The organism is Hyphomicrobium sp. 802 (assembly GCF_000526135.1).
In the GTDB taxonomy this organism is placed as follows: Bacteria; Pseudomonadota; Alphaproteobacteria; order Rhizobiales; family Hyphomicrobiaceae; genus Hyphomicrobium_B.
The window spans coordinates 3361648-3377819 of the sequence record NZ_JAFM01000001.1; the positions used below are offsets into that span (position 1 = coordinate 3361648).

Sequence of the window (16172 nt, forward strand, 5' to 3'; positions counted from 1 at the left end):
TAACCTTAATCCTTGTGCCACTTTGACCGCCAAAACGCCATCTTCCGTAGGCATACAGATCGTATCTGTGGCGCACGGGCTGGGTGGGCGCGCCTTGGGGGAAACGGAACGAATGCGTAGTTTGGCTCGACGCGCATTGAGCGGCGTCTTCGCGGCAGTCATTGCCGCCGCCGCGATGTGCCCCGCCTACGCCGATGAGTTGCAGGTCGCCGCAACGGCGGCGACGGCCGTGCCCGCACCAATGCCGGTTGCCGCACATCGCATCACCGGCACACGCTTCGTCATCGGCCTCGACAGCAAAGTCAAATACCAGATCTTCTCGCTTTCGAACCCGAACCGGGTCGTGATCGAGTTGCCGGAGGTCAACGTCCGTCTGCCGGAACTCAATGGCAAGACACCCGTCGGCCTCGTCCGCAGCGTGCGCGCCGGTCTCGCAGCAGCGGGAAAAATGCGCGTCGTGATCGGTGTCACGCAGCCCGTCGTCGTCGAGAATTCCGAGATTTCCAAAGACGACAAGGGGCACTACCGAATTTCTCTCGCGATCCTTCCGGCCGGCGCGGCGCTTAAAGGCGACGTCAAAGGCGTGGCAACACGGACGGGGCTTGCACCTCTCAGCATCCAGCCGCCGCTTCCCCGTCTTGCCGAAAGCCCCAAGGAACGGGCCGCGCGAACGTTCAAGCCGATCATCGTGCTCGATCCGGGGCACGGCGGCTATGACTCGGGCGCGGAGAAGCGCGGCATCGTCGAAAAGAACGTCGTCCTGGCGTTCGGATTGGTGTTGCGCGATCTGCTTGAGAAGACCGGCCGCTACAAAGTGCTGATGACGCGCAGCGACGACACGTTCATCCCGCTCGACGAGCGGACGCGCTTTGCCGAAAAAAACAAGGCGAACCTTTTTATCGCGATCCACGCCGATTATTCCGACGGCGGTTCGCGTGCACGCGGCGCAACGATCTATTCGCTGCGTGACGGTGTCGCCAAAAAGCTTGAACGGTCCGCGAAAGGCGAAATCGCACGCAACGTGCTGTCGCCGGACGAGATCGACACCGTCAAGAGCGTCAACGGTGACGTCAATGCCGTGAGAGACATTCTTGCGGATCTCGCCGATCGCGACGTTGAGCTGACGCACGAACGCACGGGCATGTTCGCCAAGTCGGTGATCGAGAACATGGGTGAAAGCACGCCGCTTCGCGATGAGCCGGAGCAGCAAGCCGCTTTCCGCGTTCTGAAGACGGCCCAGTTCCCGTCCGTGCTGATCGAGCTGGCCTATGTGACCAATCCGAAAGACGCGAGCAACCTCAAGTCGGATGAATGGCGCGAGAAAGTCGCGCAGTCGATAGTCGCCGCCATCGACAACTACTTCTCACGCGACATCGCCAGATTGCCTATGTAGTTGGCTTTTTGATTGCGCCGGCGACTTCGCTCCGGGAAGCCGCCCGCCGGCGCAGACGATGCAGCGAATATTTCGGCGCTTCCGGCTGGCGTCGCGAAGCGCCAAATAAAAAAAAGGCCGGCTCATCAAAGCCGGCCTTGGTATCTGGTGTGGCAGGAGATCGTCGCACCGACCTCCCGCAGTGCATCAGTTATCTCCTACATGGAGGATGCTTATGGTGTTGACGCCAGAGCAGAATAAGCCAACGTTTCCTCGACATATCGCGCGAAGAGTACGCTTCGCTGGATCGGAGAAATTCGATTGGCCGGTGACAGCGCTTCTGCATGAGGCACTCCATCTTCCAGGTAACCGCCCATTCGCTCGATAGAGCGGATTTTCCGATACCGAGACAACGCACGCGCTCGTCCAGCACTCGGGCTCACTGAGCGGCGCGCTAACGTTCCGGGTTCGGTATCGACGGGGCGGGGAGGGTTGGACAGAGACGTGAAGTCGTGGAGCCTGGACACGAACGACGCTCCCTCGGGCAGCCCTGTCCATCGCTGCCACGCGCCGTTCGAAGCCATCTGCCGGTCCGTCTGGATCCGGTTCAGAGAAGAGAAGGGCATGGACCCCTAGTTCTCGCTCTGACGCTCGCACAATGTTGTAAGGACATGCTTTAGCCGCATACCTCGCAACGCTTCACGACTCATAGGCTAAGCGATTCGCGTGACGTTTCGTGAGATCAGCAACATAGCGGTTGGGGACGAGGAGACGCACCGGCTTTCCCGCGGCGTTGACCTCGACCGGCGATCCACCCGCTTCGTCGCCGTCGATCTCAACGGGCGTGGTCGTAAAGTAGCCGATGCGGGCAGTATTGACCGGCAGAACGTGCACACCCTTCGGCCGCGTTTCGGGCCGGGCAATCCATCCGAACGCCAGCGAGATGAGGTTGGCCGCCGTTTCGAGACGCGTCCCTGCTTCCATCACGACCGCCATCAGCCTGTCGCGTCCGAGACCGGCGTCCGGCGCCAGCTCGAACACGCTGGCGTAACGGCTGGCGAACGACAGGATTGTCCAGCTCGCCTCGAATCTGCGGCCATCGAGTTCGACGTCGAAGCGTCGCGGACCTTCAGCGAGTGTTTTCAAAACCGGATAGACATACGCCCCGCGGCCGAACGCCCGTTTTGTCCGATAGCTGAGCTTGGCGACGACACGGGCATCAAACCCAGCGCCAAGCATCAAGAAAAACGGCGCGCCATTCACAAGGCCGCCGCGAACATCAACCGCAGTATCCGAAAGCAGCACATCGGCCACCTCCCCTGCCCGCCTGCGCAGCCCGATTTCGTTGGCGAGGACGTTGCCCGTGCCGATCGGAATGACGCCGACCGGCAGCTTGGTGCCGGCAGCACCCGTCGCCACGGCGCGGAATGTCCCGTCGCCGCCCGCCGCAATGACGGCGTCGCAGACATCACGTTGGGCCAATTCCCGCACGCGGTCCGCCGCTTCTTCAGCACTGCGCGCCGGGACCTGAAACACGTCTGCATTTCTTGCGCGCAATGCACCCAACACCCCGTCGAGCAGCCTCGGCAGGGCAACGCCCGCAGTCGCGTTGAAAACAAGTGCAAATCGGCGCCGCATCGGCGTGGCGAACCCCATAAGAGAATGGCGGCGCCGTTCAGCGCCGCCAGAATACCCATTGGGACATCGCGTATGCGCCGCGAGTTGCGGCGTCAAGACTGTCCTTTAGCGGTGGGCCTCAAGGGCGGCAGGCGCTTCCGCCTGCCGAGCCGTCGACGTCACCGCCTTCTGGACCTTCTCGAAGGCCCGGACCTCGATCTGCCGGATGCGTTCCCGGCTGACGCCGAACTCTTCCGACAATTCTTCAAGCGTTGCAGGCTCTTCGGCAAGCCGGCGCGCCTCGAAGACGCGACGCTCGCGATCATTCAGAACCGACATCGCGGACGACAGGTACGACTTGCGCCGTTGCAATTCTTCGTCCTCGACGAGGCGATCTTCCTGTGTCGGCGTATCGTCGACGAGCCAATCCTGCCATTCGCCGGACTCAGCTTCGGCACGGATCGGCGCGTTCAGCGAAGCGTCACCGCCAAGCCGCCGGTTCATATTGACGACGTCTTCTTCCGGAACGCCCAGCTTCGTCGCAATCGTCTTGACGTGTTCGGGCTTCAGATCACCGTCGTCCAGCGCCTGCAGCTGGCTCTTGGCGCGCCGCAGATTGAAGAAGAGCTTCTTCTGCGCCGCCGTGGTGCCCATCTTCACAAGGCTCCACGACCGCAGGATGTACTCTTGAATGGACGCGCGGATCCACCACATCGCATATGTAGCGAGGCGAAAGCCCTTATCTGGATCGAAGCGCTTGACGGCCTGCATCAGGCCGACGTTGCCTTCCGATATGACTTCGCCGATCGGCAGACCGTAGCCGCGATAGCCCATGGCGATGCGCGCGACGAGGCGGAGATGCGACGTCACGAGTTTTTCGGCGGCGTCCGCGTCCTGATGTTCCTGCCAACGCTTGGCGAGCATGAATTCCTCGTCAGGCGCCAGCATCGGGAATTTGCGGATCTCTTCCAGATACCGCGACAGGCCGAGTGAACCGCCGGCCAGGGACGGAAGACCTTTTGCTACTGATGCCATTGCCCTCTGCAGAACCTTCGCCCGTTTCCGGTTCGGCCCCGCGCTCCCTTCTCAGTGTCGGAGAAGCGATACGCCCCCCCGACGTCGGGTGTTACATAGTAGTAAAATCCAAAATTTCATCAGGGGTTCCGGTCACTTCCACTTGAATACTCCGTCACCAAACCCCAGGTTTTGGAACTTGTCTCTATTACGAACGCCGCCGACGGCGTTTATCCGTCGGCACTGATGGCATAGGCCGCAAGGCCTCTCCAAGACGTTCGAGGTCCAATGGCAATTTGCTGTAAAAATTCAGCTTTTTGTCGGTAATCGGATGCTCGAACTGAAGTCGCTCAGCATGCAGCGCTTGTCGCATCAACGCAGTAGCATGGTCTTTCGCATTCGCACGAACCGACGCAAGTCTCGTCTTAAAGCCTGCGCCATACGTGGGATCACCCACGACTGGATGGCCGATATGCGCGAGATGCACGCGTATCTGATGTGTACGCCCGGTTTCGAGAACGAGCCGAAGCAGCGATATATCGCCGGACGGCGTTTCGCCTGGAAAGACGTCGAGAACCTCGTAATGGGTTTTAGCTTCGCGCCCCTCTTCGCCGCGTGTGACGGCGATTTTGAGGCGATTGGTGCGGCTGCGCGCTAACCGCGCATCAATGCTGCCGGCGGGTTTGGGAAGTCTGCCCCAAACAAATGCCAGATAGCTACGATGCAGCCGCCCGTCGCGGCCATGGCTTTTGAATTGCTCCGCGAGCCCTTGATGCGCAGCATCCGACTTCGCGACGACCAGAAGTCCGGAGGTATCTTTGTCGAGGCGATGCACGATGCCCGGTCGTTTGACGCCGCCAATACCTGAGAGGCTGTCGCCGCAGTGAGCGATCAAGGCGTTGACGAGAGTTCCTGCGTCATGTCCGGCTGACGGATGCACGACGAGCCCTGCCGGCTTGTCGATTACGATGACGTTGTCGTCCTCGTACACAACATGGAGCGCAATCTCTTCGCCCTTCACGCCGGAATCTTCGGCGGGCGGGATGCTAACCGTGTATGTCAGGCCCGGTTTGACCGGCGTGCGCAGCTCTCGTATCGTATCGCCTGCGCTGACGTGACCATCGCGAATGAGCGCTTGGACGCGAGCGCGGCTGATGCCTTCGATCTTCGTTGCAAGCCATCGATCGACACGCTGGCCGGCATCTTCGGGCCCCGCGACGACGTCGATGTGGCTTGTTGTTTTTTCGTCGATCGACACGTGATTACCAGAAAGAAAACCTGAGAGATGACCCATCCTGAGCCGCCTTCGGACGACTTGATGCGCGAACAGCGGCTGCAACGCAATCTGAAGATCGTCATTGCCGTTCTCGGCCTTATGATTTTTGCCGGATTAGCGGCCATCGCCTTCAAAATCATATCGACAGCGACGCGTCCGGCGGGAAGCGGGGCTGTGTCGCGGTCCGTAGCCGTCCCTGGCACAGATGCGTCGGTATCGTTCGAACTGCCCAAAGGCGCCAAGATCGTTTCGATGTCCCTGTCAGGCAACCGCCTTGCGATCCAGCATGACGGTTCCTCGGGACCCGGCATTACCATTCTGGATACGGACACCGGGCGACGCGTCCTCGAATTGAAACCGACCGAGACATTGCCGCGGAATTGAACCCGGCTTGCTCGATGGGACTTGTCGAAGGACATCGAAGGGGCATGAGTTGCCGTTCCCACTTCAGATCGATTCGCAGCCTCCCGAACGGATGCGTCGGTTTGGCGTGATTGCCGCGCTAACGGGGCTTGATCGGCTGACGACACTCGACTACACGTCGCACTGCGCCGGCCCCGTTCGTCTAGTGGCCTAGGACACCCGCCTCTCACGTGGGCAACAGGGGTTCGAGTCCCCTACGGGGCGCCAATTTCAGCTAAGCCATTGATTTTATGGAAGCCGTTGAGGGCAAAGTTTCCTTTGCTCAGGTGCTATCTTCTTATCAAGTCCTAGACAGGGTGGCCGTAGGTGCCTGAACGGCGACATCGGATCAGTCCGTCTCTGATTGCTCTCCCCATCAGCGCGCGGAATAGGGTGGCCTTGGTGATTTCTTGCATCCATCGGCTTTGCCTTGCCGCCGAGCGACCGGAGGAGAAAAGCTAGCAACGCGACGCTCAGTACTTCGATCGATACTGTCCCGGCGTACATCCAAATTCTTTTTTGAAGGCCCTCATGAAAGTGGAAAAATCGTTGAACCCCCAACGGTAAGCCAACATGGTGATGGGCTGGCTGTGCGGCAGTGAATGTATATCGCGTCGAATTCGATTTAGACGCTTCGTGCGTACATAATTGCCGAACGTCGTTCCCCGCACGGCAAATCGCTTGTGTATGTATCGAACAGAAATACCAAAGTGCTCCGCTGCCATGCGAGGACTTAGATCGGGATTGGCGAGCTGGTCCTCGATGAATTTCAGAAGCTCTCTCTCGTAACGGTAAGGGGGGTAGAAGTTCGCAGCATCGAGCTTATCCCCTCCGGCCCAACCTATGGCGCGAGGTAGTAAAGTGGCGCATGCCGAGGCTACGGCGTCGAGTTCATCTGCAGGCAAAGAGGTCAAGGGCTGGCAAAGGTATGCGATGCACTTAGCAAGAGGTGGCATAATCTCATTGGCAGAAACCAAAGTGTTTGCGAACTTTTGACCGCTTGCGTTTAGGCGCGCCTTTGGGATGCTGAACGCGAGATCCTCGAAAAGCCTGTCGCCAATCTTTATGTGCTCTAGAGGTATCGCACTATCGTATACGATGAGATCGCCCGGTTTCGCAGAACTTACCCTGTCGCCTTGCTCGACGTGTAATTCGCCTGCAAGTACGAAATTTGCGTAAAGGCATTCCTCCGGAGATCTTGAAATTTCATTGCGATCTCGGGAGCCGACCAGCGGAGACATCCTCGTACGACCGAAGGAGCCCGACGCAACTGTGAAGCTTTCCAATCGCGCGGAGAATGCTCCTGGCGAGGGACGTTCGAGTACCCATGGCATGAACGCATTCGCGATTGCCTCTCGAAAGGCTGAGAAACTTTCGCGGTAAGAATAGAGTTCTGTGTCGCAAATGGAGATGTTCACTTCCGCTTTGGGAGCGTCGTCTTTCATTTTTATCATATTTTTGTCCCACGCGCCGCGTCGAGATATCTTCGCCTGTTACCTCCCCGCTCGGTACACGTTAGAATTCGAGAAATCCGTCTGCAAACGGTTTCCTGGAGTCTGGTACAGTAAGGTGTGCATCACACCAGACGTTCTGAATAAATTTATTAAACTGCCTCCACCGTCACGATCATTCTCCCGTCGGTGATGAGTGCAGTAGCGTTTGCACAGAATGCAAATGCCGTGCGCTTCGCGCTCGTTCGTCATGCTCTCAATGCAATGACGGATTCTCTCTACGCGAAGCGCGTATTTTCCTAGCGCGCATATTCCTCAATCCGCCGACGCAAACTCGTCGGTGGTTATGCCCATCCATGCTGCGGGCTAAAGCAAAAAACTCAGGAGAGGAATATGCAAAGGACTAATGCGTCCAAGAGAAGGTGTGCGACGCCGAGGTATGGAGTCGCCGTTTTCTCACTCGCTGCCGCAGGGTTGACCTCTGTTCCGACTTTGGCGGCTCAGGACAATGCAAATAAGAACAATGGCCCAACCGTTACGCTTACGGACGGCCAGGTTCGCGGCACGTCGAGCAACGGCGTCAATAAGTTCCTCGGCATACCCTATGCCGCGCCGCCTGTCGGCAAGCTGCGCTGGCAGCCGCCGCAGGCCGTCAAGAAATGGAAGGGCGTGCTCGACGGAACGAAGTTTGCCAACACCTGCCCTCAGGTCACCGAACTTGGTGCCTTCGCCGGTCCTACGAGCACCAATGAAGATTGTCTCTACTTGAACGTCTTCACAACAGGCAGCGCCAAGAAAAAGGGCGTCATCGTCTGGATCCACGGCGGCGGCAACGTCGACGGCGAGTCCAACGACTATGATGCGACGAAGCTCGCGCAGGGCGGACCCGATGGTCATGAGACCGTCGTCGTGACATTGAACTATCGCATGGGGTTGTTCGGATATCTCTCGCATCCTGCCCTCAATGGCGAAGGCCATCTGTGGGGCAACTACGGCATCATGGATATCCAGCAGGTTCTCCGCTGGGTTCAGCGCAACATTGCGGCCTTCGGTGGCGACCCAAATCGCGTGGCCTTGGGCGGGCAATCCGCTGGCGCCCAGGATACGGGCGCCAATGTTCTCTCACCGATGAGTGCCGGCCTTTTCAGCCGCGCTATATATGAGAGCGGTCCTCTGGCAACCCTCACGCCAGCTTCGACCGCGTTATCGCATGGCCAAGACTTTGCGACGGCAGCTGGATGTCCAACAGGTTCGGGCAAGCAGGCCGCACAATGTCTGCGGAACCTTTCGCCCGAACGCATACTGCAACTACAGGGAACGCCGAACGCCAACGGCCCCTACATCACCGGTCCGTTTGTAGACGGCTCTGTAATTCCCATCACGCCGGAAAAAGCCTGGACCACAGGCCAGTTCAACAAAATGCCGGCAATGGGCGGACGCGTGAAAGACGAAGGCAATTTCTCGATCGGCATCACAGAATACTTCTCTGGACAACCTCCGGTGCCGATGACCGCGGATCAATACACGGCTGCAATCCAAAAGACTTACGGCGGCAATGCAGGGCCCGGAGGTTCTCCCCCGGCGTACCCGTCCGGCACCGCGGATAAGGTGCTCGCACAGTATCCGTTGTCAGCCTACGGCAACGACCCGATGAAGGCCTACGATCGCGTGACGACCGATCCCGGCTCTTGCCAAGCGGATCACGTTCTTCGACTTTGGGCTCCGCAGATCCCGTCTTATCTCTACGACTTCACGTATCAGGATGCGCCGTACTACTTCCCGAAGATGCCGGGCTTCAAACCGGCTGCAGCGCACACCATCGACATCCAGTTCCTCTTCAACAACTGGCATGGCGGACAGCTCGGCGTGAACCTCGACCAGACTACGGGACAGCCGCGGGAACTCAACCAGCAGGAGACGAAGCTTTCCGATCAGCTGGTAGCGGCATGGACCAATTTTGCATGGTCCGGCAATCCGAACGGAAACGGAAATTCACCGTGGCCGAAATTCGGAGCCGGCAATAACGCCAAGCATCTGATCGAAGATCTGACGCTTTCAACCGGCACCCGGGCAGACTATCGCGCGGCTTACAAGTGCGATTTCTGGGATACGATCCTGGTGTATCCGCAGTAAGAGCCTAGAAACGAAGTGCAGAGGTCGCCTGCTTGCGGGCGGCCTCTATCATTTTGGCCGCTCCTGCTCTCCGCCCTTACTTCCCTCTCCTTTGTCCTTCCGCTGTGATGATAAGGGCCGGCCATGAGAGAGACAGCGTTTACTTCTTAGGGAGTGAGTGTCTTCCTGGAAGCGTCGGCGCTCTGAGTGCCGAACAGCAAAAAAGACATCGGCATAGACGCGCATTTGGCTCTGGTCTTATGAACCGGGCCAGCCGAAGCTCGGGAGATTAAGAACAAGCCGAAGAGCGACATCTGTCGGCTCGCGGTTTCAACGCATGAGGTCATCATGACGGACACGTACAGTAGGTTTGTTCTGACGGTAATTGCTTTGGCACTGATTTGGATCGGCATCCGCCCCAGCATTTCTCCCGTCGACGCGCAATCGATCACGAGCGTTCGTGTCGTGGGCTTCGACCTCAGTGCGCCGCTGCCGGTCGTCAACGGCGGACCACCGTTTAATGTCAACGTCGTGCAAGCTGCTGTGCCGCTCGCGGTGACAGTAACGAGCCCGTTACCCCTGCCGATTGTCACTCGCTAGTACGATGCGGGTTCTGCTTTCAGAACGTGTGGCGATCACGACATGCGCATGCCTCGTGACCGCCGTCTCGTTCGCCGCATTTGATAGCGAACGCGCGATCATATCGTGCGTCCTCGGCTGGGCAATGCTGGCAATCGCGGCCAGCGACGCGAAGCGTTTTATCATCCCGGATGTTTTGTCGCTGCCGGCAATTCCCGTGGGCCTGCTCGCTACAGGCCTCAGCAACGAGACGGTAGGCGCGGGGCAAACAGTGCTCGAACACACCATTGCGGCCGTCGCTGCGTTCGGCCTGCTTTGGTTGGTACGGCATGCATATCATTTCTCGAGGCAAGCCCACGGACTAGGATTGGGAGACGTGAAGCTCGGCGCGGTCGCTGGTGCTTGGCTTGGCGTACAGGGCGCCACGAATGCATTGCTGCTGGCGTGTCTCCTGGCGTTGACCTACGCGTTCGGACTGAGCGTTCTCACCCGCCGGCCGTTGAGCCGAACCAGCGTTTTGCCGCTCGGCGTGTTCCTCGCGCCCGCAATCTGGATAACCTGGTGTGTCACGGGGCCGGCCGTTCCGTCGATGGCACCGGATGAAGGATCGTCCCTTTACTTGATCGTTCCCTCGCCGATCGGATGACCTGCCATTTCACCCGGTGCAATGCGCGCGTCCCAAGCGGCAGGCCTCGGCGCCAAAGAGTTCATGCTCGCGCGTAAAGCTTCGGCAGCGTCGCTTGCGTCCTCCGGGTTGCGTATCACCGTCGGACGAATGAAGACGATAAGCTCCGTTCTGACTCGCGAGTTATCGGTTTCTCCGCCAAGAACATCGCCGAGATAAGGAATTTTATTCAAGACAGGGATACTTGATTTTGAGCGGTTGACCTCTTCCCGGATCATTCCTCCCAGAACAACCATCTGGCCGCTTTGCACGGCAACGGTGCTTGTTACACGCCGTTGAGAAATTGTCGGCGTGAGCGAGGCGCTGGCGCTGGACTGGCCCGTCGGATTTTCAACAGCGCTCACCTCCTGTTGGATTTCCATCGTCACAAGGCCGTTGCTGTTGATGCGCGGCGTCACATTAAGAATGACGCCGGTATTCTTGAATTCTATTTCGTTGACGGTAGGTGAGTCGGGATTGATGACGCTTTGTGCCTCACGGGTGATGATCGGCACCTGATCCCCAACCTCTAAGGTGGCTTGCTGATTGTGAAGCACGACGACCGATGGCGAGGACACAACCCGAACGGCGGTCTCCTTGGCAAGCGCGTCGATGATTACACGCGGGTCGTTGCCGATGCTCCCTGCGATGAGATTCAGCCCCGGTGTGACGGGCGCGATCGCGAGCGCATCGGACGTGCTGAAACCAATCGCGCCCGCCTTACCGTGATTTTTTTGAAGGAAGAACTGCACACCATACTGGAGATTATCGTTCAACGTGACCTCGGCCAGCGTGGCATTAATAAGGACTTGCAACGGCGGCTGATCAACGCGCGAGAGGATCTGCATGATCTTTTTGTAGTTTCGTTCCGAAGCTCGGATGAGGAGCTTGTTATTGCGTTCATCCGGCGTAATCCGCACCAGATCCGAATTTCCCTCCGCGCCCCCTACGCTCGGCGTCTCTTCAGTCGAAGTATCATCAGAAGCCGACGTGAGCGGTGGTGCGCTCTTTAGAGGACCGCTCGAAGAGCTCGATGATGATGAGTCTCCGTTATTGCCGAAACCACTGGTGCTTCCAAGGGACGAGCCGCTTGCGCTGCTGCCGAAGCTGCTACCAAATGCGCCCCCGTCCGACGACCCAAGGCCTCCGCCTCCTCCGGCGCTTGTCGCTCGCGAAGCCGAAAGGCTCGGTGAAACCTCTTTTTCTTCGGCGCCTCTGCCCGGGGCGCTCGATCCCGAGAACGCAGCAGTGAGCAGTTGCGCGAGGTCTTTTGCGCGGCCATTCTCAACTCTATAGACATAATAATTATTGTCATCTGCTCCACTGTGGTCCAAACGGGAGATCCACTGCCCGACCTTGTCGATCGTTTGAGAGCGTGGCGCCAAAGCGAGTATCGCATTGAGACGGGCAATAGGCTGAAAACGGACCATGCCCTTTCCCTGACGGTCGAGCTGAAAGACTTTCTGCAGTTCTTTGATGACGTCGTCCGGAGCTGCATTACTGAGTTTAAAAATTCCGGCAGACTGCCCTTTCATCCAGTCCACATCGAACATCGCGATGATATCGACGACCGACTGCCTGACCTGGCTCGAGCCCCGCACGAACAAGAGATTGTTGTAGACGCTTGCTCTCAGATCGTCCTGCTTGACCATCAGACCATCGAGCATGCGCATCATTGCTTCGGGCGCTACATATCTTAGTGCAAAGATGGAGACGCCGTAACCCGCGCCTACTTGATGACTCTCACGAACATAATCAAAGGCGGCGATACCCTGTTGATGTGCATCAGCCTCCGGGACGATGCGATAGACATTATTCTCGATCAGCAATGCGGCATGGTTCGTCGCAAGGACGCTTTCGAGAATTGAGATCAGCTCGACGCGCGTAACAGGCCCACCCGTTGAAAGCGTAACACGGCCCTCGATGTGGGAATCGAAGACATATGTGAGGCCAAGCGTATCCTTGAGGACGGCTTTCGCCAGATCGGCGAGTTCGGTGTCCACGAAGTTGAGCTCGTAACCGGCCTCCGATTTGCTGACCCCGGGATTTGCTAGGCGAAATGCTTGATTATCGACGCGATTGTCGCCTGGAAATTTCTCGGTGACACTGCCGGTTCTGATCGGAACAGGTTGACGGCCGTAGCTGCTAGAACGTGCGGGAGACAGGTCGGCATTTGACAGTTTCGCCATTTCGTCCGGCGGCTCAATCATAGGCTTATCCAACGACGAGCAACCTGAAACGCAAATCGTCAGCCCAATGAGGGCCATCGTCTTCCACCAAATCATCAACGCTTCCCCCGTCGACACAACTACGCGACGTCTTTTCCTTCTTCGCGCTGCCGCGAAGAACACTGCGATGAATGCAGCACTTGGCTCTTGTCGGCCACTCGACTCGCTTCTTCCGCAACATAGCGATCCAACGAAGGCGTTCGCAGATTTTTCAGTTACCGCGCTTGTTTGCGACCACCTCTGTTGCGGTCGCGATACGATTTTCGATCCTTAGATCAAACACGAATTGCATACAGTGCACTCGTTTGGCCCTCAGTGCACAGCATGTCCATTTCGTGCTTCGAGCCTTGACGAAAATTCACACTTATCGAATTTATTTGAGAGCATCATCTGCTCGCGAACACCAAAGTGACTTATAGCTAAGTGTTCATGTCTTCTAATCGGAAACGGATCGGGGCCATCTGCTTCGCGGAGGTGAAGATGAGTGGTAGCTTCGAAGAATTCCTTCTCAGCGAGCGCCTCGTTACGCAGAGCGACATCGATAGCGTCGCGAAGTTTCGGCAGGAAACCGGGGCCTCTATCTTCTCGGCCTTGCGCAAGGCCTCCGGCGTCCAATCACAGGTTTTGGTTCGCGCCATTGCTGATTACCACAGGGTTCCTCGCGTGGACGAAGCGGAGTGGACGCGGTATCCTCCCATACGGGCCAATCTCTCGCCGGCCTTCCTACGTGAGAACAAAGTCTGCCCCCTGGGAGAGACCGAGGATGGCGTCCTTGTGGCCATGGAGGATCCCTCCGATGTCCAATCGATCAATGCGCTGCGCATCGCGCTAGAAAAAGAAATCCTTCCGCGCGTCGCTGCGGCGGAAGACATCCTCGCCGCTATCGAACGCGCCGTTCGGGAACGTGGCACTGCCACCATTTGGCAAGACGCCGGCAATGCAGAAGCCGGCGCGGACGACGTTGAACACCTACGCGACATGGCACTCGGCGCACCGGTGGTCCGCTATGTCAACCAGATGATCCAGCACGCCGTGCATGCGCGAGCGACCGACATTCACATCGAGCCATTTGATGGTCGCGTTGCGATCAGGATCCGTGTCGACGGTATGCTGCGAGACGTCTCGCCGCCGCCGGCCCAGATGTCGAAGGCTGTCGTATCGCGCGTAAAAATTCTTTCGGGTCTAAACATCGCCGAACGCCGCCTTCCTCAGGATGGCCGCGCCAGAATTCGCATCAATGAACATCGGCTGGATCTGCGCATCGCAACGATTCCGACCATTCACGGCGAGGCCGTAGCGATCCGCCTTCTCGACAATGTGAGGCGCATGCTCGATTTTGCGCCGCTAGGCTTCAATGCTCGAGACGAAGCGGAAATCCGAAAGCATCTATCGGCGCCTTATGGTTTGATGTTGGTTACCGGACCGACCGGCTCGGGAAAAACCACGACGCTGGCAACCGCGCTATCTCTACTCAATAAATCTCATCGGAAGATCCTTACAATCGAGGATCCGATCGAATACGAACTCGACGGCGTCAACCAAACTCAAGCGAAGCCCTCGATTGGATTGACGTTCGCGGATGCGCTGCGTTCATTTCTTCGTCACGATCCCGACGTCCTAATGGTGGGCGAGATGCGCGATGGTGAAACTGCGAGCATTGCGATCCACGCAGCACTGACCGGCCATCTCGTGCTGTCAACATTGCATACAAATACCGCCGCGGGCGCGGTTCCGAGGCTTCTCGACATGGGCATCGATGCCTTCCTTCTTGCATCATCACTCAGGTGCGTGATCGGCCAGCGGCTGGTTCGCGTTCTATGCGACCACTGCAAACGGCCATCTCGTGAACCGCTGTTTCTCGGGCGAGGTGGTTCAGAGGTCCGCGCCGAAGATCAGCATTGGGAAGCAGTCGGTTGCGAGCGATGTTTCGGCACTGGATATGCCGGCCGTATCGTTATCGCCGAAGTGCTCAGCATCGATGACGAGATTCGAAATCTCATCCGACCGGATGCTCAAATGGCACAGATCGAAGCCTTGGGACGCAGCAAGGGCATGACCACGATGATCATGGATGGTCTTGCGAAGTGCCGATCCGGCAAGACAACACAGGAAGAAGTTCGGCGGGTCGCACTCGACATCTAATGCGGCGCAGCCGCCAAGCAAGAACAAACAACTGGAGAAACGCCATGGGAGCATTCGGGACGTCAAATCGTTCAGACCAACTGATCGCTTAGGCGAAGCATGCTTTTTCACTACAAGGCGCTTACACGCGCGGGTACGAACTTGATCGGCGAAATGGAAGCGCAGAGTCGCGCAACCGTTCTCGAAGATTTGCATCAGCTTGGGCATTTTCCGATCGAAGTTACTGAGATCAAGGCATCGGCTTCCGGGTCTGTGGCGGCGCCGTCTTTTTTTTCCGGGCAGCCGTCGGGCAAGCAGATCACCATGTTTACGCGCGAGTTGAGCATGCTTCTCAAAGCCGGATTGCCGCTCGATCAAGCGCTCTCATTTCTCGAGCGCGATGCCGGTTCCAAATCTCTGGGTAAGCTGATCGGACGGGTGGGATCGGAAATCAACAGCGGCAAAAGCCTCTACGAAGCCATGAGTCGGCAGGGTGCGGCTTTCCCGCCAATATATGCGCGCATGGTTCGCGTCGCGGAAGCCAGCGGCACACTCGAAACGGTATTGGAGCGCATAGCTGCCGGGCGTGAGAAAGTGCAAAAGCTCAAAAGCATGGCGATTTCCGAAATCCTCTATCCGTGTCTTCTTATTGTCATGGCCATCGCTGCGGTCACGGTGATGCTTACTGTCGTCGTGCCGCGCTTCAAGGACATGATCGGAGATGCCGGCACGCAGGTTCCCGATCAAGCCCGCATGGTGATTGCGGCGTCCGATTGGTTGCTTGCAAACTGGCAATATCTGCTCGCATGCCTTGCCAGCCTCCTTTTTCTCGTTGCGATCAGCTGGTCGAAAATTCGTGGCGCGGCCGAAAGCATACTTATGCGCCTGCCCCTTGTCGGCACCATTCTTCAACTTACGCTCACTGTTCGATTTTGCAGGACGCTCGGCATGCTGATCGAAAATGGCGTCGACCTACCCTCTGCAATGAAATTGGCAAGCGACGTCATCGGAAACAAGAAGGCAGCCGCGGCGCTCAACAGCTCTTACGATGCGCTTCGCAAAGGTCGAAGTTTCTTGGAGCCGATTTCCACAGCCGGCCTATTTCCGCCGGTCCTCATCAACATGCTGCGGGTCGGAGAAGAAACCGGAAGCCTCGCCACCTCACTCCTGCATATGGCGGAGGTCTTCGAAGAGAAGTTGGAACGGACAGTCGAGCGCACGTTCACGATCTTCGAGCCCGTCATCATTCTTTTGGTGAGCGGCATCATCGCCTTCATCATCGTTTCTATCCTGAGTGCCGTCATCAGCATCAACGATCTCGCCGTATGAGAGGAAG

12 protein-coding genes and 1 tRNA gene are annotated in these 16172 nt (G+C 57.9%); 8 read left to right on the forward strand and 5 right to left on the reverse strand.

What is annotated here, in order from left to right; translation table 11 throughout:
* Window positions 1–112: 112 nt before the first annotated feature.
* Complete coding sequence (locus HYP802_RS0117075; RefSeq protein WP_013948610.1) at window positions 113–1393, forward strand: N-acetylmuramoyl-L-alanine amidase; 1281 nt, start codon at window positions 113–115, stop codon at window positions 1391–1393.
* A gap of 678 nt (window positions 1394–2071) precedes the next feature.
* On the opposite strand, the gene HYP802_RS0117080 is transcribed toward HYP802_RS0117075, so the two are convergent.
* The 3 genes from HYP802_RS0117080 to HYP802_RS0117090 all read right to left on the reverse strand — a co-directional run bounded on the left by HYP802_RS0117080 (window position 2072) and on the right by HYP802_RS0117090 (window position 5297).
* Entirely contained in the window at window positions 2072–3010 is a 939-nt protein-coding gene (locus tag HYP802_RS0117080) for a diacylglycerol kinase family protein (protein ID WP_155831257.1), read from the reverse strand.
* A gap of 105 nt (window positions 3011–3115) precedes the next feature.
* Window positions 3116–4024, reverse strand: coding sequence for an RNA polymerase sigma factor RpoH (gene rpoH, locus HYP802_RS0117085; RefSeq protein WP_013948612.1), 909 nt, complete (start codon window positions 4022–4024; stop codon window positions 3116–3118).
* Window positions 4025–4211: 187 nt separating this feature from the next.
* Complete coding sequence (locus HYP802_RS0117090; protein WP_029671059.1) at window positions 4212–5297, reverse strand: RluA family pseudouridine synthase; 1086 nt, start codon at window positions 5295–5297, stop codon at window positions 4212–4214.
* Between HYP802_RS0117090 and HYP802_RS0117095 the strand changes: the two genes are divergently transcribed.
* Together HYP802_RS0117095 and HYP802_RS0117100 are read left to right on the forward strand one after the other, a co-directional pair.
* A complete protein-coding gene (locus HYP802_RS0117095) occupies window positions 5289–5663 on the forward strand; it encodes a hypothetical protein (protein WP_024276212.1) in 375 nt (124 codons plus the stop codon). The genes HYP802_RS0117090 and HYP802_RS0117095 overlap by 9 nt on opposite strands.
* Window positions 5664–5833: 170 nt before the next feature.
* Window positions 5834–5909: transfer RNA gene (locus tag HYP802_RS0117100), tRNA-Glu, on the forward strand.
* Window positions 5910–6154: 245 nt separating this feature from the next.
* Here the strand turns inward: HYP802_RS0117100 and HYP802_RS0117105 are convergent.
* Window positions 6155–7135 (reverse strand): helix-turn-helix domain-containing protein, encoded by a 981-nt coding sequence (locus HYP802_RS0117105; RefSeq protein WP_013948617.1) that lies wholly within the window; start codon window positions 7133–7135, stop codon window positions 6155–6157.
* A 390-nt stretch (window positions 7136–7525) separates the two neighbouring features.
* Here HYP802_RS0117105 and HYP802_RS0117115 point away from each other — a divergent pair, with 390 nt between their 5' ends.
* The 3 genes from HYP802_RS0117115 to HYP802_RS0117130 all read left to right on the forward strand — a co-directional run bounded on the left by HYP802_RS0117115 (window position 7526) and on the right by HYP802_RS0117130 (window position 10469).
* Entirely contained in the window at window positions 7526–9265 is a 1740-nt protein-coding gene (locus tag HYP802_RS0117115; RefSeq protein WP_024276213.1) for a carboxylesterase family protein, read from the forward strand.
* A 327-nt stretch (window positions 9266–9592) separates the two neighbouring features.
* The gene (locus HYP802_RS0117125; RefSeq protein WP_155831258.1) at window positions 9593–9844 is read left to right on the forward strand and encodes a hypothetical protein; all 252 of its coding nucleotides are present in this window, start codon (window positions 9593–9595) and stop codon (window positions 9842–9844) included.
* Window positions 9845–9848: 4 nt separating this feature from the next.
* Window positions 9849–10469, forward strand: a complete 621-nt coding sequence (locus HYP802_RS0117130) for an A24 family peptidase (protein WP_024276216.1) — start codon at window positions 9849–9851, stop codon at window positions 10467–10469.
* Here the strand turns inward: HYP802_RS0117130 and gspD are convergent.
* Window positions 10439–12697, reverse strand: a complete 2259-nt coding sequence (gspD, locus tag HYP802_RS0117135) for a type II secretion system secretin GspD (RefSeq protein ID WP_245261506.1) — start codon at window positions 12695–12697, stop codon at window positions 10439–10441. The two genes, HYP802_RS0117130 and gspD, sit on opposite strands and share 31 nt — an antisense overlap.
* Before the next feature lie 498 nt (window positions 12698–13195).
* Here gspD and HYP802_RS0117140 point away from each other — a divergent pair, with 498 nt between their 5' ends.
* Both HYP802_RS0117140 and HYP802_RS0117145 read left to right on the forward strand, forming a co-directional pair.
* On the forward strand, window positions 13196–14857 hold the full coding sequence (locus tag HYP802_RS0117140) for a GspE/PulE family protein (protein WP_024276218.1): 1662 nt from the start codon (window positions 13196–13198) through the stop codon (window positions 14855–14857).
* 99 nt (window positions 14858–14956) lie between these two features.
* Window positions 14957–16165 carry a type II secretion system F family protein gene (locus tag HYP802_RS0117145; RefSeq protein WP_013948625.1) on the forward strand — a complete coding sequence of 403 codons (1209 nt, stop codon included), beginning with the start codon at window positions 14957–14959 and terminating at the stop codon, window positions 16163–16165.
* The last annotated feature ends 7 nt before the right edge of the window (window positions 16166–16172 follow it).